The sequence below is a fragment of the Pedobacter montanisoli genome, assembly GCF_022809115.1.
Classification (GTDB): Bacteria; Bacteroidota; Bacteroidia; order Sphingobacteriales; family Sphingobacteriaceae; genus Pedobacter; species Pedobacter montanisoli.
Genome location: NZ_JALGBH010000001.1, coordinates 1385518 through 1406111 on the forward strand (window position 1 = coordinate 1385518; position 20594 = coordinate 1406111).

General features: G+C 35.6%; 18 protein-coding genes. 10 read left to right on the top strand and 8 right to left on the bottom strand.

All coding sequences use genetic code 11. The features are described 5' to 3' along the window. Nucleotides 1-54 precede the first annotated feature (54 nt). The gene (dnaK, locus tag MMF97_RS06145; RefSeq protein WP_243360609.1) at nt 55-1968 is read left to right on the top strand and encodes a molecular chaperone DnaK; all 1914 of its coding nucleotides are present in this window, start codon (nt 55-57) and stop codon (nt 1966-1968) included. A gap of 78 nt (nt 1969-2046) precedes the next feature. Here the strand turns inward: dnaK and MMF97_RS06150 are convergent, their stop codons facing one another. Genes MMF97_RS06150 through MMF97_RS06165 form a run of 4 tightly spaced genes read right to left on the bottom strand, consistent with a single transcriptional unit; the run spans nt 2047 to nt 6310 of the window. Further along, entirely contained in the window at nt 2047-2742 is a 696-nt protein-coding gene (locus MMF97_RS06150) for a TMEM175 family protein (RefSeq protein WP_243360611.1), read from the bottom strand. A gap of 7 nt (nt 2743-2749) precedes the next feature. Beyond that, the gene (locus tag MMF97_RS06155; RefSeq protein WP_243360614.1) at nt 2750-3820 is read right to left on the bottom strand and encodes a phosphotransferase enzyme family protein; all 1071 of its coding nucleotides are present in this window, start codon (nt 3818-3820) and stop codon (nt 2750-2752) included. Then, nucleotides 3811-4710, bottom strand: coding sequence for a nucleotidyltransferase family protein (locus MMF97_RS06160; RefSeq protein WP_243360616.1), 900 nt, complete (start codon nt 4708-4710; stop codon nt 3811-3813). The genes MMF97_RS06155 and MMF97_RS06160 overlap by 10 nt, the downstream gene beginning before the upstream one ends. A gap of 52 nt (nt 4711-4762) precedes the next feature. After that, a complete protein-coding gene (locus MMF97_RS06165; RefSeq protein ID WP_243360618.1) occupies nt 4763-6310 on the bottom strand; it encodes a helicase HerA-like domain-containing protein in 1548 nt (515 codons plus the stop codon). Nucleotides 6311-6601: 291 nt separating this feature from the next. Here MMF97_RS06165 and MMF97_RS06170 point away from each other — a divergent pair, with 291 nt between their 5' ends. The 4 genes from MMF97_RS06170 (at nt 6602) to MMF97_RS06185 (ending at nt 11354) form a co-directional block, all read left to right on the top strand. Next, entirely contained in the window at nt 6602-8821 is a 2220-nt protein-coding gene (locus tag MMF97_RS06170) for an NADP-dependent isocitrate dehydrogenase (protein WP_243360620.1), read from the top strand. A gap of 223 nt (nt 8822-9044) precedes the next feature. Next, complete coding sequence (locus MMF97_RS06175) at nt 9045-9836, top strand: type II toxin-antitoxin system antitoxin SocA domain-containing protein (RefSeq protein ID WP_243360622.1); 792 nt, start codon at nt 9045-9047, stop codon at nt 9834-9836. 11 nt (nt 9837-9847) lie between these two features. Continuing rightward, the gene (locus MMF97_RS06180) at nt 9848-10192 is read left to right on the top strand and encodes a hypothetical protein (protein ID WP_243360625.1); all 345 of its coding nucleotides are present in this window, start codon (nt 9848-9850) and stop codon (nt 10190-10192) included. Nucleotides 10193-10952: 760 nt separating this feature from the next. Then, nucleotides 10953-11354, top strand: a complete 402-nt coding sequence (locus tag MMF97_RS06185) for a hypothetical protein (RefSeq protein ID WP_243360626.1) — start codon at nt 10953-10955, stop codon at nt 11352-11354. Between the two features lie 9 nt (nt 11355-11363). On the opposite strand, the gene MMF97_RS06190 is transcribed toward MMF97_RS06185, so the two are convergent. Then, a complete protein-coding gene (locus tag MMF97_RS06190) occupies nt 11364-13253 on the bottom strand; it encodes a DNA polymerase III subunit gamma/tau (protein ID WP_243360627.1) in 1890 nt (629 codons plus the stop codon). 343 nt (nt 13254-13596) lie between these two features. Here MMF97_RS06190 and MMF97_RS06195 point away from each other — a divergent pair, with 343 nt between their 5' ends. The 5 genes from MMF97_RS06195 (at nt 13597) to MMF97_RS06215 (ending at nt 17588) form a co-directional block, all read left to right on the top strand. Beyond that, complete coding sequence (locus MMF97_RS06195; RefSeq protein ID WP_243360629.1) at nt 13597-14343, top strand: DUF3108 domain-containing protein; 747 nt, start codon at nt 13597-13599, stop codon at nt 14341-14343. A gap of 99 nt (nt 14344-14442) precedes the next feature. Then, on the top strand, nt 14443-14805 hold the full coding sequence (gene rpsF / locus MMF97_RS06200) for a 30S ribosomal protein S6 (protein ID WP_243360631.1): 363 nt from the start codon (nt 14443-14445) through the stop codon (nt 14803-14805). After that, a complete protein-coding gene (gene rpsR, locus MMF97_RS06205; RefSeq protein ID WP_243360632.1) occupies nt 14805-15068 on the top strand; it encodes a 30S ribosomal protein S18 in 264 nt (87 codons plus the stop codon). The genes rpsF and rpsR overlap by 1 nt, the downstream gene beginning before the upstream one ends. Before the next feature lie 10 nt (nt 15069-15078). Beyond that, complete coding sequence (gene rplI / locus MMF97_RS06210; RefSeq protein WP_243360634.1) at nt 15079-15522, top strand: 50S ribosomal protein L9; 444 nt, start codon at nt 15079-15081, stop codon at nt 15520-15522. 215 nt (nt 15523-15737) lie between these two features. Beyond that, nucleotides 15738-17588: a DEAD/DEAH box helicase gene (locus MMF97_RS06215; protein ID WP_243360636.1), complete on the top strand. Its 1851-nt coding sequence runs from the start codon at nt 15738-15740 to the stop codon at nt 17586-17588. 39 nt (nt 17589-17627) lie between these two features. Here MMF97_RS06215 and MMF97_RS06220 read toward each other — a convergent pair whose 3' ends face one another. The 3 genes from MMF97_RS06220 to MMF97_RS06230 all read right to left on the bottom strand — a co-directional run bounded on the left by MMF97_RS06220 (nt 17628) and on the right by MMF97_RS06230 (nt 20582). Then, on the bottom strand, nt 17628-17987 hold the full coding sequence (locus MMF97_RS06220; protein ID WP_243360638.1) for a hypothetical protein: 360 nt from the start codon (nt 17985-17987) through the stop codon (nt 17628-17630). A 74-nt stretch (nt 17988-18061) separates the two neighbouring features. Continuing rightward, nucleotides 18062-19060, bottom strand: a complete 999-nt coding sequence (locus tag MMF97_RS06225) for an NAD(P)H-dependent glycerol-3-phosphate dehydrogenase (RefSeq protein WP_243360640.1) — start codon at nt 19058-19060, stop codon at nt 18062-18064. Nucleotides 19061-19220: 160 nt separating this feature from the next. After that, on the bottom strand, nt 19221-20582 hold the full coding sequence (locus MMF97_RS06230) for an efflux RND transporter periplasmic adaptor subunit (protein WP_243360641.1): 1362 nt from the start codon (nt 20580-20582) through the stop codon (nt 19221-19223). Nucleotides 20583-20594: the final 12 nt, after the last annotated feature.

Here is a 20594-nt window from a genome sequence, read left to right on the forward strand (position 1 = left end):
TTGCTTGTTAATCTTGTATAACAATCAATAAAAAGTAAAAAATATTAAAATCATATGGGAAAAATAATTGGTATTGACTTAGGTACAACAAACTCTTGTGTTGCAGTAATGGAGGGTAACGAACCTGTTGTTATTGCTAACGCAGAAGGTAAACGTACAACGCCATCTATTGTTGCTTTTGCAGAAAATGGCGAGCGTAAAGTTGGGGAGCCTGCAAAACGCCAGGCAATTACAAACCCAACTAAAACTATATATTCTATTAAACGCTTTATGGGAAGCAGCTATGCTGAAGTTGAGAAAGAAATTTCTCGCGTTCCTTATAAAGTTGTAAAAGGAGATAATAATACTCCTCGTGTTGAAATTGATGACCGTAAATATACACCTCAGGAAATTTCAGCAATGATTTTACAGAAGATGAAGAAAACTGCCGAAGATTTCTTAGGTCAGGAAGTAACAGAAGCTGTAATTACCGTTCCTGCATATTTTAATGATGCCCAACGTCAGGCAACTAAAGAAGCCGGAGAAATTGCCGGATTACAAGTAAAACGTATCATCAATGAGCCTACAGCAGCAGCTTTGGCTTACGGCTTAGATAAGGCCCATAAAGACATGAAAATTGTGGTGTTTGACTGTGGTGGTGGTACACATGACGTATCAGTGTTAGAATTAGGTGATGGCGTTTTTGAAGTAAAATCAACTGATGGTGATACACACTTAGGTGGTGACGACTTTGACCATGTAATTATCGAGTGGTTGGCAGAAGAATTTAAAAACGAGAACGGCATGGATTTACATAAAGATCCTATGGCGTTACAACGTTTAAAAGAAGCTGCTGAAAAAGCTAAAATTGAGCTTTCAAGCACTACTTCTACAGAAATCAATTTACCTTACATCACTGCTGATGCCAGCGGTCCAAAACACTTGGTTAGAACTTTAAGCAGAGCCAAATTTGAGCAATTGGTATCTGATCTAGTTAAACGTACTATAGATCCTTGTAAATCAGCATTAAAAAATGCAGGTTTATCAGTTGGTGATATTGATGAAATTATTTTAGTAGGTGGTTCTACCCGTATTCCTGCTATACAGGAAGCAGTTAAAAACTTCTTTGGAAAAGAGCCTTCTAAAGGTGTAAACCCTGATGAGGTTGTTGCTATTGGCGCAGCTATTCAAGGTGGCGTATTAACAGGAGATGTTAAAGATGTGTTATTGTTAGATGTTACCCCACTTTCATTAGGTATTGAAACTATGGGTGGTGTAATGACTAAATTAATCGAGGCTAATACAACTATCCCAACTAAAAAAACAGAAACTTTCTCTACTGCGGCTGATAACCAACCTTCTGTAGAGATCCATATTTTACAAGGTGAGCGTCCGATGGCAGCTCAAAACCGTACAATTGGACGTTTCATGTTAGATGGTATTCCACCAGCACCTCGCGGTGTGCCTCAAATTGAAGTGGCTTTTGATATCGATGCTAACGGTATTTTACATGTAAGTGCAAAAGATAAAGCTACTGGCAAAGAACAAAAAATCCGTATCGAAGCTTCTTCAGGTTTAACTGATGCGGAGATTCAGAAAATGAAACAAGAAGCTGAAGCAAATGCTGAAGCAGATGCTAAAGCTAAAGAAGAAGCAGATAAAATAAACAGCGCTGATGCATTGATTTTCTCAACCGAAAAACAATTGAAAGAGTTTGGAGATAAGTTATCTGCTGATAAAAAAGCTCCGATTGAAGAAGGTTTGAAAAAATTAAAAGATGCACATGCAGCCCGTAATTTTGCAGATATCGAAGCGGCACAAACTGAATTACAAAATGCATGGAATGCAGCTTCTGAAGAAATGTATAAAGCCGGACAGGATGCTCAGCAACCTCAGGGTGATGCTTCTCAGGCAGAGCCTCAACAAGGAAGTGGTGATAGCGTAACCGACGTAGATTTTGAAGAAGTTAAAGATGACGATAAGAAGTAATCATAACTGTTTCTAAGAGAATAAAAAAGCCCCCGGTGATATCACTGGGGCTTTTTTATTTAGTTAAATGCAACTTTTCTATTTCCTGTGCCGTGTTTTAGGCTTTTCATGATACTCTAAGTGGTTTGCTTTACCAAAATAGTGGTTGAGCATAAAAATGGCCGGCCATATCAGAGCCGGAGTAAACCTGCTCAGCATATTTAAGCCATTTTGTTTAGGTAATACCATATCAATAAGAGCGCCTAAAAGAAAGATTACAGGTACAATCAAGGTTCGTGAACGGGCCAGTTGCCGTGCTTTTAGATCATCAAATCCATTTGAAATTCTTCCTTTGTGTTTAATAATATAGGCAAGCATCCGGTAATTTAAAAAGCCCGTTAAAGCGATATTAAACGAGTAAAACCAAAAAGGTAAGCTGTAACTGGTATTATCACTATAATATGCAGAACTAAAAGGCATTAAAATAATTGAAAATAAAAAAGCGAAATTTTGCCAGATTAGTTTGTCGTCGTAGTCTTTTACAAAAGAAAAAAGACGATGATGTGAACGCCAATAAATGGCAATAACAAAAAAGCTGATAAAAAAGCCAATAAATTTAGGAGTTAGTATTAGTAGCTGATCTGCCATTTCGGCGATGGTCATGCCCTTGTGAACTTCAGGCGATTTGATTTCTATAATTAAAAGGGTAATGGCGATGGCAAAAACAGCATCTGTAAATAGGATCATCCTTTCGATTTGGAACTCTTTTTTTAATTCGTTACCGGCTTGCGACATTTTGTATTTATATTAGATAACTTTCTATAATATCTTGTAATTCTTTTTCATTAATATTCAGTTCGTGTAAAAGCCTGAATTGATTTTTCGCTCTGTCTAAATTTTGTGTAGCATATTTTATCGGATAATAAATGTTTCCGTTTAAATAATCGGTTAAAAATCTGAGTGCCTGCATATAGATAATATACTTGCCACTAAATAAGATTAATTCTTTCTCTACAGAAGTTAAAATGTCTTTCATTTCTGATAAATAACCTTCTATCATTGCTGAAAAATAAGGTAATCTGATATTGATTTTATCTAGATCGGTTTCATTCTCAGAAAAAGCGCATAGATAAGTTCGCATCATATCTCCCAGATCAGAAATAAATTTCCCTGGCATAAGCGTATCCAAATCTATTACACATACACCATTAAAAGTTTGCGCATCAAGCAGAACATTGCTGATCTTGGTATCGTGGTGCATAACCCTATCCTGAAAATCGGGATTGTTTTGATATGAATTGAAATAATTTAGGATATAATGATGATGAAGGGCCTGCTCAATTTCTTTTTCACAACTTTGCTTTAAGAAAGTAGGAGCAAGATCTAAAGCCTGCGTGAACTGCACATACCTTAATTCGAGATCATGAAAACCTGGTATGGTAAGCTGAAGTTGGCTGCTATCAAAATGATTAAGTAATCTGCTTAATTTCCCAAATTGCTTTGCTGCTTCGTAGGCCTGTTTAGGATCACTTAATGTATCTAAAGCTACAGTATGAGGTACATAAGGCATTAAACGCCAATATTCATTTTCATATTGAACCATTTCCTGATCTTGTGCTGTTTTTATAGAAGAAGGGAAAAGATACTCGGGATAATGCGTATGTAGATATTGGGCAACAACACTAATATTGTGCGCTATTGCTTCGGGTTGTTTAAAGACTTCAGGATTGATATTCTGAAGGATATATTTTTGATCAGAGGTACTAAGTAAATAGGTTCTGTTGATGTGTCCAGAACCTATTTGATGGATTTGTACATCAGCTGTAGAAAATCCGTATTCTTTTAAAATATTTTCAGCAATTTCTAACTCCATAAACTGGTAGGGTATTCGCCGTTATTAATTAATTTGTTGATACTTTCCTGCACTAAAGGTTTATCTTCTTTATAGGTAACGCCAAACCACTGACTGTTGGTTGGAATTACTTTAAATTTGGCTGCATCTGTTTTGATTAGATTTTCACCGATTAAAGGAATAAAGAATTCAGCCTTAGGTTTATCTTTGTTTTCGATAGCAAAAGCCCTGAATAGTTCTTCGGTTGTTTTAAAAACAGCAGGTGTAAATCCCCAAAAATTCATAGATACAGGTGTGTCAAATGTAAGAGGGGTTTCTGTTTCATTTTCTTCAAAAACGATAGCAGCGTCTTTTTTGTAGATTTTTGTACGTTCGGTAATATTGGTCAGGTTTTGGGCCTGATCTACCTCACATACACCTCTTGATACTGATCCATATTCAGATAAGGTCTTGCCTAACTGATAACCGATGATTGCATAATTCTCGTCATTGGCTTCAGTGGTTAAAAATGTCATCATTTTTTTAAATGAATCATAACCATAAAAATCATCTGCATTGATTACACAAAAAGGTTCTTTGATTACATTTCGTGCAGAGAGTATGGCGTGGGCGGTTCCCCATGGTTTTTCTCTATAAATTTCTTCGTCAATGCCGAATTGTTTCAGATCAAAATTCTGAAAAACATAATCAACCTCTATTTTTCCATTTAATTTAGCATTAAAACGTTCTTTAAAACTATCTGCAAATTCTTCTTTAATGATAAATACAACTTTACCAAAGCCTGCTTTGATGGCATCGTAAATAGAATAATCTATAATAGTTTCATTATTGGGGCCAAAACCATCAATTTGTTTCATGCTACCATACCTGCTGGCCATTCCCGCAGCTAAAATTAATAAGGTGGGTTTCATTAAAAGATATAATAATTTAAAATTCGTTAATTAGTTTGATTTGTAATATTGCTTAGCTTCTTGGTTTTTTACCCGTAAGCATACCGAATATTCCTCTTACAATTTCACGACCTATCTGACGTGTCATTGTAGAATTCATAACCTGTTCAATAAATGTTTTTTCGCCCGGTTTACGTTTGCTTTCCTGTTCTTCGCGTTTTGCTTCTTCCTGCTGGGCTTTGATCTGATTGTCTTCTGCCTGTTTCTGATTGATTTTATCTGTTAAAATTTCAAAAGCACTTACCGGATCTATTTTTTCCTGGTATTTTTTATAAAGTGGACTGGCCATGAAAAGCTTTTCACAATCTGCACTGGTCATAGGACCCATTATAGATTTAGGTGAAGCCAGCATAGTTGCAGAAACTTCGGTAGGTGCACCTTTTTCATTCAATACTGTGATTAATGCCTGACCTGTACCTAAAGAAGTTAATACCTTATCTATCTGATAGAATTCTGAGTGTGGGTAAGTATTAACGGTTTTTTTAAGTGCATCAACATCATTTGGCGTAAAAGCACGTAAAGCATGTTGTACACGATTACCTAATTGGGCCAGAACACTCTCAGGAACATCTATAGGTGATTGGGTACAGAAAAATACACCGATACCTTTAGACCTGATCAATCGAATAATGGTGTTTACCTGATCTAAGAATGCTTTTGAGGCACCGTTAAATAACAAGTGGGCCTCATCAAAGAAAAATACCAATTTAGGTTTATCCAAATCACCTACTTCAGGCATCGACTGGAAGATTTCTGCCAAAAGACTTAATAAGAAAGTTGAATAGAGAACAGGCTGATTCTGAACATCTGATATGTTCAATAGACTGATCAGACCTTTTCCATCAACTTTGTTAAATAAATCATCTATATCAAAAGATTTTTCGCCAAACATAGCGCCCAGGCCCTGTTGTTCGATTGCTACGATTTTACGTAAAATAGTACTTGCCGTAGCAGGAGATATAGAACCATAACTGGCTTTTATTTCGGCTGCGCCATCACCTTCAGATAAATAGGAAAGTAATTTTTTAAGGTCGCCTAAATCAACAACAGGCATTTGATTGTCATCTGCATATTTAAAAATAACAGCCAAAACACCTGTTTGCGTATCATTTAATTCGAGAATTTTAGCTAATAAGATTGGGCCAAACTCTGTTACCGTTGCCCGCATCTGCGCGCCAAGTTTACCACTTAGAGAATATAGTTCAACAGGGTAACTACTAGGTGTAAAAGGTTTATTCAACTGTGTGGCACGATCTTCAAGCTTAGGATTAGAAGAGCCTTCCTGGTTTAAACCCGATAGATCTCCCTTAACATCAAGCATAAAAACAGGTACGCCAGCATCAGAAAGTTGCTCTGCTAAAAGCTGTAAAGTACGGGTTTTTCCGGTTCCGGTTGCTCCGGCAACCAGTCCATGACGGTTCATCATACGTAAGGGCAGATTGATTTCTGCCTCAGCAATTACTTCGCCATCAAGAATACCTGCGCCTAAATAAATGAACTCACCAGAAGGTGCATAAGAAGCTTTTATTTTTTGGGTAAAATTTTCTTTGTTGCTACTCATAAGCTAAAGTTTTCAGGGTTTTAAGTTAGTAAAGAAATGTGGTAAATAAGCTATTAAATGGTTAAATTTTTAAGTATTTCAACAAAAACTTTTGTATTCCCACAAGTTGACAAGCTTTATGCCAAAAAAGCATTTAGTGTTTTGGCTACATTAATAATGGATTAATTTTACTGTAATTATGATGCTAATATGCCCTAAATTTAATTGCTTTATTTTATCTTTAGCGAGTTTTAATATAAGCTGCTAAAAGTTTAGCGCTAATTCTTTAACGTTTAATACCATAAATAACAAATGTCAAATTCATCAAAAATTTTCTATACTAAAACAGACGAAGCTCCAATGCTGGCAACCTATTCTCTATTGCCTATTATACAGGCTTTTACAGCTTGTGCTGATATAGAGGTAGAACTTAGGGATATATCCCTGGCCGGGAGAATTTTAGCTAACTTTCCTGAGTTTTTAAATGACAGTCAGAAAATTGGAGATGCTTTAACAGAGCTTGGCAATTTAGCTACTACTCCAGAAGCTAACATTATCAAACTTCCTAATATTTCGGCTTCTATTCCTCAGTTAAAAGCTGCAATTGCCGAATTGCAGGCACAGGGTTTTGCTTTACCAGCTTATCCGGATGAAGCTCAGACAGAAGAAGAAAAAGCAATCAAAGCAAAATATGCAAAAGTTTTAGGTTCGGCTGTTAACCCGGTTTTACGCGAAGGTAATTCAGATCGTAGAGCACCAAAAGCGGTTAAGAATTATGCAAAAGCAAACCCGCATTCAATGGGAGCTTGGTCTGCACAATCAAAAACAAAAGTAGCCTCTATGGACAAAGGTGATTTTTACGGATCAGAAAAATCTCTGACTGTTGAAAATGCTACCCAATTTAAAATAGAGTTTGTTGCAGAAAATGGTACAGTTACCGAACTTAAAGGTTTGGCAAATCTTAAAGCAGGCGAAGTGATCGATTCTTCTGTAATGAATTTGGCAGCGTTAAAAACTTTTGTTGCTAAAGCAAAAGAAGAAGCAAAAGCAGAAGGTGTTTTATTGTCGGCTCATCTTAAAGCTACGATGATGAAAGTTTCGGATCCTATTATTTTTGGAGCTATTGTAGAGGTATATTTTGCTGATGTTTTTGCTAAATATGGTGAATTATTCAAGTCTTTAGGAATCAACAAAAATAATGGTTTAGGTGAGGTTTATGCTAAAATTGCAGGTACACCGCAAGAAACGGAAGTAAAATCGGCCATTGAAGCAGTAATTGCAAACGGACCTGCTTTGGCTATGGTAAATTCTGATAAAGGAATTACCAACCTCCATGTTCCTTCTGATGTGATCGTAGATGCATCTATGCCGGCTATGATCCGTACTTCAGGGCAAATGTGGAATGCAGAAGGTAAACAACAAGATACCATTGCTATTATTCCGGATCGTTGCTATGCTGGTATTTATACTGCAGTAATTGATGATTGCAAAGCTAACGGAGCTTTAGATCCACGTACAATGGGTTCTGTGCCTAACGTTGGTTTAATGGCGCAAAAGGCTGAGGAGTATGGATCACATGATAAAACTTTCCAGGCAGTTGCCAATGGCGTTATTCGTGTAACAGAGGCTAACGGAAATGTATTAATGGAGCAGCAGGTTGAGGCAGGAGATATTTTCCGTATGTGCCAAACTAAAGATGCGCCAATACAAGATTGGGTAAAACTGGCTGTTAACAGAGCTCGTTTATCAAATACACCGGCTGTGTTCTGGTTAGATGAAAACAGAGCGCATGACAGAGAGATTATTAAAAAAGTGAACAAATATTTACCTGATTTTGATACCAAAGGTTTAGATATCCGTATTCTTTCACCAATAGAAGCTTGTAAATTTTCACTAGAAAGAATCAGAAAAGGCGAAGACACTATTTCTGTTACAGGTAACGTATTGCGTGATTACCTAACAGATTTGTTTCCTATTTTAGAATTAGGCACTTCTGCTAAAATGTTATCTATCGTTCCTTTAATGAATGGAGGAGGATTGTTTGAAACCGGAGCAGGAGGTTCTGCACCTAAGCACATCGAGCAATTCTTACAGGAAGGCTACTTACGTTGGGATTCATTAGGTGAGTTCCTGGCTTTGGGAGCATCGTTAGAACATTTAGCACAAACTCAAAATAATCCTAAAGCGCAGGTATTAGCTGAGACTCTTGATGTGGCTACTGAAAAATTCCTGGCTAATGATAAATCGCCAGCACGTAAAGTAGGGCAGATTGATAATCGTGGTTCTCATTATTACCTGGCTTTATATTGGGCAGAAGCTCTAGCTGCACAAACTAAAAACCAAGAATTAGCAGGTAAGTTCTCAACTTTAGCCAGTTCTTTGGGCGATAATGAAGCTAAAATTAATGATGAATTAATAGGTGCACAAGGAAAACCTCAAAACATTGGAGGTTATTATAATCCTGATAATACATTGGCCAGCAAAGCAATGCGACCAAGTGAAACATTAAATAATGCTTTAGCTAATTTTTAACAGAAATTAGCTGTTAGTTAAAGTCCGGTTATTTTAAAATGGCCGGACTTTTTTTATGTTTTTTGATTATGCTTATTCGCTTTCACCCATAAAGAAACTTTATCAAAATAAGCTAGCTACTACCATAAAGAGCGTGAGATATATGTTTTGTTTTGTAACAATATATTGTTTTATTTTGAAGCAAATGTTATCTTTGTAGAATAATACCGAAACAGAAGTGAATATGAGTTTAGAATTGTCGAAAAGCGTAATTGGTCAGAGAATAGCTGCCCTTCGTAAAGCGAAAGGCTTGTCTCAGGAAGATTTGGCCAAGAGCATTGAAGTTTCCCGTCCGGTTTTAGCTCAAATTGAGTTGGGAAACAGAAGTCTTGATGTTCTTGAATTGCAAAAACTGTCAATGATCTTGAAATTTTCAGTTGATGATTTTATGTCTAAGGATTTTCTTATAAAGGAAGTTGTTGGTGTACAAGAAGAAAAGAAAGTAAAGAAAGAAGTAGAAGAACGTGTTTCCGTGCCAACCTTACAGATCAATAAGTTTAAAAATGTTTTGTTATATATCCTTGAACGATGTGCAGGCAAGCCCAATGTTGGTGAAACGGTTCTTTACAAATTGCTCTATTTTTCTGATTTCAATTATTATGAATTGTATGAAGAACATCTAACCGGGGCTAAATATCGAAAACTGCCTTATGGACCTGTGCCACAAAATTTAGATGCTATTATTTTACAAATGATTGAGGATGGACAATTACAAAAGGTAAAAACAAAGTACCATGATTTTATCCAAACACGTTATTTGCCATTAGAGAAAGCTGATTTGACTGACCTACTGGCAAGTGAAAAGGAAGTCATCGATAAGGTTGTTGAACAGATGAGCGACTGGTCTGCTGCTTCGATCAGCGACTATTCTCATAAGGATATGCCTTGGCTGGCTTCAAAAGAAGGAGAGGAAATAAATTATGAATTGGCTTTTTATAGGGATGCTCCTTTTTCTGTAAGAAACTATGGTGATTAAATTGAAGCGTAATGACCTTTAACGAATTAATCGAGTTTAAAAAAGATCTGAAATACCTTTTAAAAAAATACAGAACACTAAATGATGATTTAGAGGTCGTAAAACAAGTGTTGGAAGTTACTCCGGATGAAAGACCTCCATTTAGTTTTCGTATCGATAACTTAGGTTTAGAAACCTGTATCATAAAGGTTAAGAAAATAGCTTGTAAGGCGTTAAAAGGAAAAGGGATAAATTCGGGATTGAGATTAATTTATGCTCATTTTCCTGAGGAAAAGAAAATTACGTTCATTGAATTGTATCATAAGAACGATAAGGAAAGTGAAGACAAGAGAAGAATAACAGATCATTTCAGATAGGGAAAAATGAAACAATAGAAAAAGCATTAAAACTACACAGGATTTTAACATTTACATATACGATTAATAAATCTTCTATTTGCTTTTTGTTCATACCTGCCTTAATTGATTTATTATATAAAATCTTTAATGCAGCTTTGTCTAGTTCGGGTAAATTAAAATGACCGGACTTTTTTTGTGTTTTTATAGTTTTGTTTTAGTAAGATAAGTCTTGAAATGATAAAACCTAGAAGAAGAGCAATGATGTAAATAAATATGAATACCGAAAAGTTAAAAGGTTTGTTTATACGTTCATAAACAATCTTGTCATCTGCACTAATGCGGTACACTTTTGGCTTTACCTTATTAAAATCTGATTTTTTGATCCAGACGTAAATTATACCTGCGTAATGCATATCTGAATTAACACCCTGCAAAATATTGAAACCTTGATATACATTAGTGATATCTAATTTTAAGAGATAGTACTTATTACTGTTCTTTAATATGAAACTTAAACAAGCATATTTGGTAGAATCCTTGTTGTTATTTTTTTCGAATCGGGTATAGCTGTTTGTCTTGAGAAGACTACCTTTAATTTTTATTAAATCGTTATCACCAAAAATATACGGGATAAACGCTATATAAAATACACTTGTGGCTATTATAATTAAGTATGGATATAAGCGTTTCATTAAACTATATTTTTAGTTAATTTAACTTAATATCTTTTAAAAACAAAAGAATGCTTTAAGTCGTTTTAAACGAAAAGAGTAGAGACATGGATAACAAAGCAAACAAAGATGCAAAAGATAAATTGCATGATGAGCTTCGCGCATCGCAGGATATAGATAATCTGGCTTTTAATGAAGAGAAGCAAAGTTTTGAGTACGATACTGAAAGTACTGATGATACATATCGACATCCCTTAGATTATGATACGGTTTCAACAGGAGCGGTAAATGACGATTCAAGCTACGATGAAGCCAATCCTTATGTAGGAGATGAATATGATGATAATGATGCTTTAATACATGATGAGTTGGAGGAGAACGCTATGCATATAGATGAAACAGGCGAAAGTGTAAATTTAAACATGGAAGATAAAATTTTAGGCCGAACAGATGAAGACCTGAGAGATGACCTAGATGAAGAAGGTTATCCTAAAAAAGATACTCAATAGAAATTAGCCTTAAGGCAAGAGGTCTAAGTTAAATCTGCGGCGCAATTCTTCAAGTTGCGGATTTTTTTCTACCATGTAATTGTACTTATCTTTATTAGTATAAATCCTGTTGCTTTGCTTGCTTGCAATCCTTTTGGCTTGGATTTGCAGATCGAAATTTTTTAGGCTGGCTCTTAGAAAGTTTAATAAATCAATTTTTTCATCATGAAAGGTGCCTTCCAAAGCAAGATTTTCTACCAATATGGTGATTTCAGTACCTTCAATTAAAGGCTTATTTGAGCTTAATAAAGTGAAGAGGTTAATCTTATCTTCATTTTTAGCCTTAATACTTAGTTGCTCCCAGTAAAAATAAAACTGCTCTTCCGTAAAGTGTTCGCGATCTGTTCCATATATATACTGAGGTTCATTTACTTCTTGTCCGTTTACTGCTCGGTCTAAATCTGTTAAAGAAGGAACTAGTGCGGTGGCTTTGGTATTTGTGCCTGTGCTAAGCTTAATAGAATTGCTTACGGGTATATGACTGATATCTATAGACGAAAGATAATTCACAGGTTCAGGCTTTTCTCTCTCTTCAACAGGTACAGTTTTGTTTAAAGAGATAGGATTGGGTAAATCCTGTGTTTTGTTTTTTTCGACAGAGGTATTATCTGTATTTTTTTTGGGCCCGGGCTGCTCAGTATGATTTGGGGTTATCGGTTTGGTATTAGTGATAAGATCATGTACAACAGGTTCCGGCGATTTAATTAAAGTTTTTTTTTTATCCTGATCTTCGTCAGTTGCTTTAATCGTATTCGCTAATTGTATGACCGAAGGAATGTGGCACATTTTGATGAGCGCAAGCTCCACCTGTAAACGCTGATTTTTACTGTTTTTGTAGTTCAGATCGCATTGATTGGCCAAATTAAGTGCTGTTAACACAAAACCCAGCTCAATGCTGTTACTTTGTGCAAGGTAATTTTGTTTGATGGTTTCGCTAACTTCCAACAGGCTGATGGTCTGCTTGTCTTTGGCTACCAATAGGTTCCTAAAATGGCTGGCTAATCCGTTAATGAAATTATTTCCATCAAAACCATTATTTAAGATCTCGTTGAATAATAGCAAAGTATTGCTTACATCGCCTTTGATCAGGTAATCTGTCAGTTTGAAATAATAGTCGTAATCTAAAATATTAAGGTTATCGATTACAGATTTGTAGGTAACGTTACGGTTAGTATAACTTACAATCTGATCAAACATAGAGAGGGCATCACGTAAGCCTCCATCAGCTTTTTGTGCAATGATATGTAAACCATCATTGTCAAAACTGATGTTTTCACGACCCGCAATCTTAGCCAGATGTCCTGAAATATCATCAACCTGAATGCGATTAAAATCAAATATCTGACAACGGGATAAGATAGTAGGGAGTATTTTATGCTTTTCGGTAGTAGCTAAAATAAAAATAGCATATGAAGGCGGTTCTTCTAAGGTTTTTAGAAAAGCATTAAATGCACTTGCAGAAAGCATATGCACCTCATCTATGATATACGTTTTAAACTTACCTGCCTGAGGCGGTATGCGTACTTGCTCTATCAAACTTCTAATATCGTCAACCGAGTTATTAGAAGCCGCATCCAATTCATGGAAATTAAAAGAATGCCCACTTTGAAAAGAAACACATGATTCGCAGGTACCGCAAGCTTCCTGTTCAGGAGTTAAATTGGTACAGTTTATGGTTTTTGCTAAAATCCTTGCGCAGGTAGTTTTGCCTACTCCACGAGGTCCACAAAATAAAAAGGCTTGAGCCAATTGATTGTTTTTGATAGCATTTTTAAGAGTTCCGGTAATATGTTGCTGGCCAACTACGGTTTCAAATGTAGCTGGTCTGTATTTTCTGGCCGAAACAATAAAATTTTCCATCAGGCACGAAAATAAGGAAAATTTAGCGGGAAGCTAAAAATAACGGAAATCTGTTGAAAAATAATTTTTGAGTAAGCTTACTCTTTGACTCAAGGAAGAAATGTTTCTCGCTTTAAAACAATCAGATACAACAAATAGTTTTATAAGCAGGAATATATTTCTACCTTTGCCGCTTCAAAGCAAGAGCGCTCAGGATGAAAAAAATAGCTGAATTTTCGAAATTTGTAGGAGGTTTCCTAACCTATCTTTATAGTTTAACCAAGATCATCTGCTCAATTTATTTTCTCTAAATTTATTGTAACTGGAGTTTTCTTTGTTGATCTAATAATTAAAATCACAACAAATGAAAAAATACCTCTTTTTAGCCCTGATTATTTGTAGCTATTTAAGCCATGCTCAGGAAAGGATTACACCCGTTAATGCTCAAAACAAACAATTAAAAATAAATCGTTTAAAATACGGAGAGACAGAGTATCTGGTTTATCTCACAGATACGAACTTTAATCGTATAGGTAATAGTGAAATCTGGAAGCGGAAAACTTCAAAAGCCATGTTTCATGGCAAAGAAGCAGTAAAATTTGATTTTATACGATATCATAAAGATAGTCTGTTAATACATACAGTTAATTATTGTGATCTTGAAACATTAGCGCCAATTTATCATGTTGCGCAAGTTTATGGCAAAGGAGTAGTGGCATACAATTTTGAAGGTGCACAAATGAAACCTGCAGATACTGTTGCGCATAATGGGGCGTTAAAGCGTGTACCTGTTAATCTTACTATTCCTGTAATAAGCTGGGAACAAGATATGGAAACCTATCCGTTATTGCCTATTACCAAAGTTGGTCAGAAGTTTAATATTGCTTTTTTTGATCCAAATGAGCAAAGTCCTTCTTATCATACTTATGAGGTATATGCTAAGGAAGATCTTACTATTGGGCAAGGAATTAAAGCTAAATGCTGGATTTTAAAAATTGATTATGGAAAGGGCAATTATGCTTTGTTCTGGCTGCATGAAAATGATCTGGAGGTGTTAAAGATGAAAGAATATTTTAACGGAAAGTACAGGTTTAAAGTTAAATTGTACTAAAACTTGTTTTAAGTGCTTGTTAAATAGAAAATTATTATCTAAATTTGCAACCCGTTTTAAGTGGCGGATAATAAATTAAAAATCAATTAAATAACAACAATGAATCAGTACGAAACTGTTATCGTTCTTACCCCGTTGTTGTCAGAAGATGCTGCAAAAGAAGCACTTGCTAAATTTAAAAGCATTCTTACTGATGGCGGAGCCGAAATTATCGCAGAAGATAATTGGGGTTTGAGAAAATTAGCATATCCGATTGACAAAAAAGTTAATGGATATTTTCACCTTACAGAATACAAAACTGGTGGTGAATTAATAAGTAAGTTAGAGCTAGAATTAAAACGCGATGAGCGTGTTTTACGTTTCTTAACTGTAAAATTAGATCGTCATGCGGTTGCCTACAACGAGAAAAAACGTAGTGGGGCCTTTAACAAAAAACCTAAGAAAGAGGAGGCTACAGCATAATGGCAAAAGAACAAATTCAATATGTTACTGCTCCAAAAGTGGACGATAACAGAAAAAAATATTGCCGTTTTAAAAAGAACGGTATCAAATACATTGATTATAAAGACGCAAACTTTTTATTAAAGTTTGTTAATGAGCAAGGTAAAATTTTACCTCGTCGCTTAACCGGTACTTCTTTAAAGTTCCAACGTAAAGTGGCTCAAGCTGTAAAACGTGCTCGTCATATCGGTTTATTACCTTTTGTTACAGACCAATTAAAATAGGAGTTGAGCAATGGAAGTTATTTTAAAACAAGATATCAAATCACTAGGTGAGAAAGATGATATCGTTACGGTGAAGCCTGGTTATGGTCGTAACTATTTAATCCCGCAAGGTTTTGCTATTTTAGCAACTCCATCTGCAAAAAAAGTATTAGCAGAAAACTTGAAACAAGCAGCTTTCAAACAGGAGAAAGTTAAGAAAGATGCTGAAGCTATTGCTACACAATTAGCGGAGGTAAAATTAACTATTGGTGCTAAAGCAGGTGAAACAGGAAAGATTTTTGGTGCAGTAAACACTATTATGATTTCTGACGCTTTAAAAGCTAAAGGTTTTGAAGTAGATCGTCGTCGTATCACTTTTGAAACTGAGCCTAAAACTTTAGGTGAATATGTAGCTAACTTAAACTTACACAAAGAAGTTAAAGTTAAAGTACCTTTTGAGGTTGTTGCTGAGTAATTCAGTTTAATATACATGAGAGCCCTTCAGGAAATATTCTGAAGGGCTTTTTGTTTTTTATAAAGAGCAAGGTGAATTGCGGTGTATTTAGTCTGGGGAGGGCTTTTTGCTAAATAATTCATAATCAATAAACTATATCTTGTTTTTATTTATGGGTTGCGCTTAAAATCTGGAAAAATAACCGTACCTTTGCACCTTAATTTCAAAAAAATAGAATGACGAACCCATTTAGTAAATTGGGGATAAGTGATGATGTCGTTAATGCCGTTAAAGCGTTAGGTTTCGAAAACCCAACGCCGATTCAGGAACAAGCCATTCCTGTACTGTTAGAGGGTAGTAACGATTTTGTTGGTTTGGCCCAAACAGGAACAGGAAAAACAGCCGCTTTCGGATTGCCGCTGTTAGAATTAATCAATTTTAAAGTTAATAAACCGCAGGCATTGATTTTATGCCCTACGCGTGAACTTTGCTTGCAGATAGCTAACGATATTAGAAATTTCTCTAAAAACCTAGCCAATGCGCATGTGGTTGCAGTATACGGCGGAGCCAGTATTGTACAGCAATTACGTGAAATCAGAAACGGAGTACAGATTGTAGTTGCTACTCCGGGCCGTATGTTAGATATTATTGATAGAAAAGCTATCGATTTTTCTAATGTAAATTATGTGGTGTTAGATGAGGCTGATGAGATGTTAAACATGGGTTTCCAGGAAGACATCAACAGCATTTTATCAACAACACCAGATGATAAAAAAACCTGGTTATTTTCGGCAACTATGCCGCCTGAAGTACGCAGGATAGCCAAAAATTACATGGAAAACCCTACGGAGTTAACCATGGGAACCAAAAATACAGGTAATGCAAATATTGAGCATGAATATTATGTGGTAAGAGCCCGTGATAAATATGCTGCTTTGAAACGCATTGTTGATTACAATCCTGATATTTTTGGTGTGGTTTTTTGTAAAACCAAAATGGATACACAGGATGTTGCCGAACACTTAATTAAAGACGGTTATAATGCAGATGCTTTACATGGAGATTTATCTCAACAACAACGTGATAAAGTAATGAAGCGTTTCCGTGAGCGCAGTATGCAACTTTTAATTGCTACGGATGTAGCGGCAAGAGGAATTGATGTTAATGACGTAACACACGTAATTAACTTTGCACTGCCTGATGAGATAGAAAGTTACACCCATAGAAGTGGCCGTACTGCCCGTGCAGGAAAAACCGGTACTTCAATTTGTATCATCAACTCAAAAGAAATCGGTAAGATCAGACAAATTGAGAAAATAATTGGTAAAAAGTTTACTAAAGCTGAATTGCCAACTGGTTTTGATGTTTGTGAAAAACAGTTATTTGGCTTGATTCATCGTGTACATAATGTAGAGGTAAATGAAGAGCAGATTGATAAGTACATGTCTCGTATTAATGATGAATTTGCTGATCTGACCAAAGAAGAAGTAATCAAGAAATTTGCTTCACTTGAATTTAACCGCTTTTTAGAATATTATCAAAATGCTCCTGATCTGAATATCAGAGAAGATGAAAAATTTGAGCGAAACAGCCGTAATGGATCAAGAACTTTTGAAAACAATGGTGGTTATACCCGTTTATTTATTAATGTTGGATCTGTAGATGACTTTACCAGAGGAGATTTATTGGGCTTTGTGTGCAATAATGGTAAAATCAGTGGTAAAACCATTGGTAAGATAGACTTAAAAGGCGTATTTTCTTTTGTTGAAGTAGAAAACAGCCAGGTAGATACCTTGTTCACTAACTTTAAAGATGTTAGCTACAATGGCAGAGAGGTAAGGATTGAAGTGAGCGGAGAGCCAAGCACAAGCAGAGGTAGTGGAGATCGTAGAAGAGGCAGCGGAGGTTTTGGATCTGAACGCAGAAGAGAAGGCAGCGGAGAAAGAAGAACCGACAGACGTAGCAGTGGAAGACGTGAAGGTGGTAACAGCGGAGGTGGATTTAGAGATTTTTCAGGTCGTAAACGTGAAGAGAGAAGTGGAGGTGGCAGGAGAGAAGGCGGTAACGATAGAAAAAGAAGATCATAAATAAAAAAGCGAAGTTTAACTTCGCTTTTTTATTTTCTTTTAATTGTTATCTTTTTTAGGTCTGTTTTTAATCTGGCTTGATTTTAAATAGATTTTAGCACCTTTCTTGTTTACATAATACTTTCTGTTTTTACTGTCTATATAAACATCACTACCATCAGGAGCCATTTTGCCTTCCCATACTTTATCTGCTACTTTTGCTGTTCCTTTTACAGCTACTTCTGCAGTTTTATCGCCCACGGCTTTGGCACCTTTTTCAATCGCATTACCTGTTTTTTGTAAAGCCTTACCTACCTCTGTCTTTTTCTTTTCCTGTTTTTTTTCCTGAGCATAAGAGGCAGAAGAAACACTGCAAATCATAACAGCAGCTATGATGCTCATTAAATATTTCCTTTTCATAGGGTTAGATTTTAGAATTGAAACCTTAATTTACCCTATATAACAAGCTATAAAACAAAAAGTTTGTAAGCAATTTAGCTTAATTTTTCAGTTAAAAGTTTAATGCTTTGCTGAGGAATTTCTTTTTCATAAAGAATACTATATACGGCGCTGAGTATAGGCATATTTACTCCGAAATTTTTGTTGATCTGGTACATGCTATGCGTAGCATAATAACCTTCTGCAATCATGTTCATTTCTAACTGTGCAGATTTCACGGTATAGCCTTTGCCAATCATATTGCCAAAAGTACGGTTCCTGCTAAATTGTGAATAAGCTGTTACGAGCAAATCGCCCAGATAAGCAGATTCTTTAATGTCTCTTTCAATAGGGTGTACAGCATCTACAAAATCTTTGATTTCTCTGATAGCATTAGAAATTAAAACAGCTTGAAAATTATCTCCATAACCTAAGCCATGACAAATGCCACTGGCAACAGCATAAATATTTTTGAGTACTGCTGCGTATTCTGTTCCGAATATGTCATCAGATGTAATTGTCTTGATATAGCGGTTGCTTAAAAAATCAGAGAAAACAGCAGCCAATTTTTTATCTGTTCCTGCAATAGTAAGATAGGATAGTTTTTCAAGAGCTACTTCTTCGGCATGGCAAGGCCCGCTGATTACTAAAATATTATGATACGGAACATCAAAATTTTCATTTAGAAAAGTAGCAATGATCTGATTATATTCAGGTACCATTCCTTTGATAGCAGAAATGATTTTTTTACCTTTTAACTGCTCAGGTTTTAAATCAGAAAGAGTACTCCTTAAAAAGGCAGCAGGAACATTAAGGATGATATAGTCTGCATGATCAACTATAAAATTTAAATCAGCTGAAACATTTGAAGAAGGAATACTAATCTCTACTGCGCTTAAGTATTTAGGATTATGTTTGAAATTTTTAATGTAAGATATGGCTTCAGTATCACGCATCCACCAAAAAATTTCTTTTGGTGAAGTATTATCTGAAAGCATTTTTATAATTGCGGTGGCCCAGCTGCCACCACCTATAACGGCTATTTTGTTAGTCATGTCTTTAATTAATTCTTTTAACCAGATTTGTTTCTTTTGTCTGGTTAAAGCAAGCTGCTTATTAACAACTTTAAAAAAGCGAAAAGGTTTAAATTAACCATTTGTTAACAGTCAATTTAAACCTTTCCAAAATTAATTAAATATTTAAGATAAAGTAAGATTACTTTTTATTGTCTGAAGTAAACAGTTTGTCTTTTGTTGTTTTCTCTACTTTAGCACCATCTTTTAATTTATTCTGAATTGCCGAGTAAGGGCCAGATACAATTTCCTGATTTGCTTTTAAACCAGATTTAACAATAATAAACTGATCGTTTTGAATACCGGTAGTTACTTCCTGTTTTTTCACGGTACTGGTTTTGGCATCAAAAAGATATACATATTGTTTTACTTTCTTATCAGTTAATCTGCTTTTCTGCTTTTCGTTATTAGAGTTGGTGTTGTTATTGCCAGAAGAATTTGTTTCAGGTTTATCATTGCCTGTAAATACCGCCTGAATAGGAACGGCCAAGCCTTTTACGCTTTCAGTTTCGATATCTACGGTAGCAGATAAACCTGGTCTGAAAGGAGAGGGAAGATCTTTGGCACCACCTTTTACTTTTTCATATGAATCTGCTGAAAGTCTAACTTTTACAGAGAAATTGGTAACCTGATCAACGGATGTTGTAGCTGAACCAACTGCATTTGATGAGCTTGCAATTTCAGTTACTACACCTCTGAATTTTTTATCACTGAAAGCGTCAATCTCAACAGTAGCGCTATCGCCAATACTTACACGATTAATATCATTCTCATTAACATCCACATTTGCTTCCATATTGCTCAGATTAGAAATACGCATAATTTCAGTTCCAGCCATTTGTGCGGTACCTAATATACGATCACCAAGTTCAATAGATAGTTTTGAAACCACACCATTAACAGGAGCGTAAATGGTGGTCTTAGCTAAATTAGCACCTGCCTCTTTAACATTTGCACCCGTTTGCTCTAATCCAAATTTTGTGCCCACAACATTTTCTTTAGCGCTCGCTAAAGATGATTTTGAAGTTAAATAGGCAGCTTTTGCGGCATCAAATTCTGAAGCCGATATCACTTTTCTGTTATATAATTCCACATTACGTTTATAGGTAGCGTTGGCGTTATCATAATTTGCCTGAGCCTGTATTAACTGCTGTTCTGCAGATGCTACACTGGCTTTTTGTGCATTATATGAGGCAACTGCTCTTTCGTAACCCGATTGTAATACATCCGGACGCACTTTACAAAGCAACTGGCCTTTTTTAACTACATCGCCTTCTTTTACTAAAAGCTCAATCACCTCGCCCGATACTTCGGAACTTAATTTTACTTCTGTTTCAGGTTGTATTTTACCACTGGCAGTAACAGTTTCAGTAATTTTGTTCTCTGTTACTTTATCAACGGTAACTTTTTCGAGCTGCTCTTTGCCTATTACACCCGTTACTTTAAGTACAATTAATAACACCAGTATGGCGCCAATTGCTATCAAAATGTGCTTTAATTTCATGTTAAATGATAT

Excerpts from the sequence above, each read along its gene's own strand:
- MMF97_RS06195 (WP_243360629.1), top strand. The coding sequence starts at position 13,597 with ATGAAAAAATACCTCTTTTTAGCCCTGATTATTTGTAGCTATTTAAGC.
- rplI (WP_243360634.1), top strand. The coding sequence starts at position 15,079 with ATGGAAGTTATTTTAAAACAAGATATCAAATCACTAGGTGAGAAAGAT.
- MMF97_RS06225 (WP_243360640.1), bottom strand. The coding sequence starts at position 19,060 with ATGACTAACAAAATAGCCGTTATAGGTGGTGGCAGCTGGGCCACCGCA.
- MMF97_RS06190 (WP_243360627.1), bottom strand. The coding sequence starts at position 13,253 with ATGGAAAATTTTATTGTTTCGGCCAGAAAATACAGACCAGCTACATTT.
- MMF97_RS06170 (WP_243360620.1), top strand. The coding sequence starts at position 6,602 with ATGTCAAATTCATCAAAAATTTTCTATACTAAAACAGACGAAGCTCCA.
- MMF97_RS06165 (WP_243360618.1), bottom strand. The coding sequence starts at position 6,310 with ATGAGTAGCAACAAAGAAAATTTTACCCAAAAAATAAAAGCTTCTTAT.
- MMF97_RS06230 (WP_243360641.1), bottom strand. The coding sequence starts at position 20,582 with ATGAAATTAAAGCACATTTTGATAGCAATTGGCGCCATACTGGTGTTA.
- dnaK (WP_243360609.1), top strand. The coding sequence starts at position 55 with ATGGGAAAAATAATTGGTATTGACTTAGGTACAACAAACTCTTGTGTT.
- MMF97_RS06175 (WP_243360622.1), top strand. The coding sequence starts at position 9,045 with ATGAGTTTAGAATTGTCGAAAAGCGTAATTGGTCAGAGAATAGCTGCC.
- MMF97_RS06220 (WP_243360638.1), bottom strand. The coding sequence starts at position 17,987 with ATGAAAAGGAAATATTTAATGAGCATCATAGCTGCTGTTATGATTTGC.
- rpsR (WP_243360632.1), top strand. The coding sequence starts at position 14,805 with ATGGCAAAAGAACAAATTCAATATGTTACTGCTCCAAAAGTGGACGAT.
- MMF97_RS06150 (WP_243360611.1), bottom strand. The coding sequence starts at position 2,742 with ATGTCGCAAGCCGGTAACGAATTAAAAAAAGAGTTCCAAATCGAAAGG.
- MMF97_RS06185 (WP_243360626.1), top strand. The coding sequence starts at position 10,953 with ATGGATAACAAAGCAAACAAAGATGCAAAAGATAAATTGCATGATGAG.
- MMF97_RS06180 (WP_243360625.1), top strand. The coding sequence starts at position 9,848 with ATGACCTTTAACGAATTAATCGAGTTTAAAAAAGATCTGAAATACCTT.
- MMF97_RS06155 (WP_243360614.1), bottom strand. The coding sequence starts at position 3,820 with ATGGAGTTAGAAATTGCTGAAAATATTTTAAAAGAATACGGATTTTCT.
- MMF97_RS06215 (WP_243360636.1), top strand. The coding sequence starts at position 15,738 with ATGACGAACCCATTTAGTAAATTGGGGATAAGTGATGATGTCGTTAAT.
- MMF97_RS06160 (WP_243360616.1), bottom strand. The coding sequence starts at position 4,710 with ATGAAACCCACCTTATTAATTTTAGCTGCGGGAATGGCCAGCAGGTAT.
- rpsF (WP_243360631.1), top strand. The coding sequence starts at position 14,443 with ATGAATCAGTACGAAACTGTTATCGTTCTTACCCCGTTGTTGTCAGAA.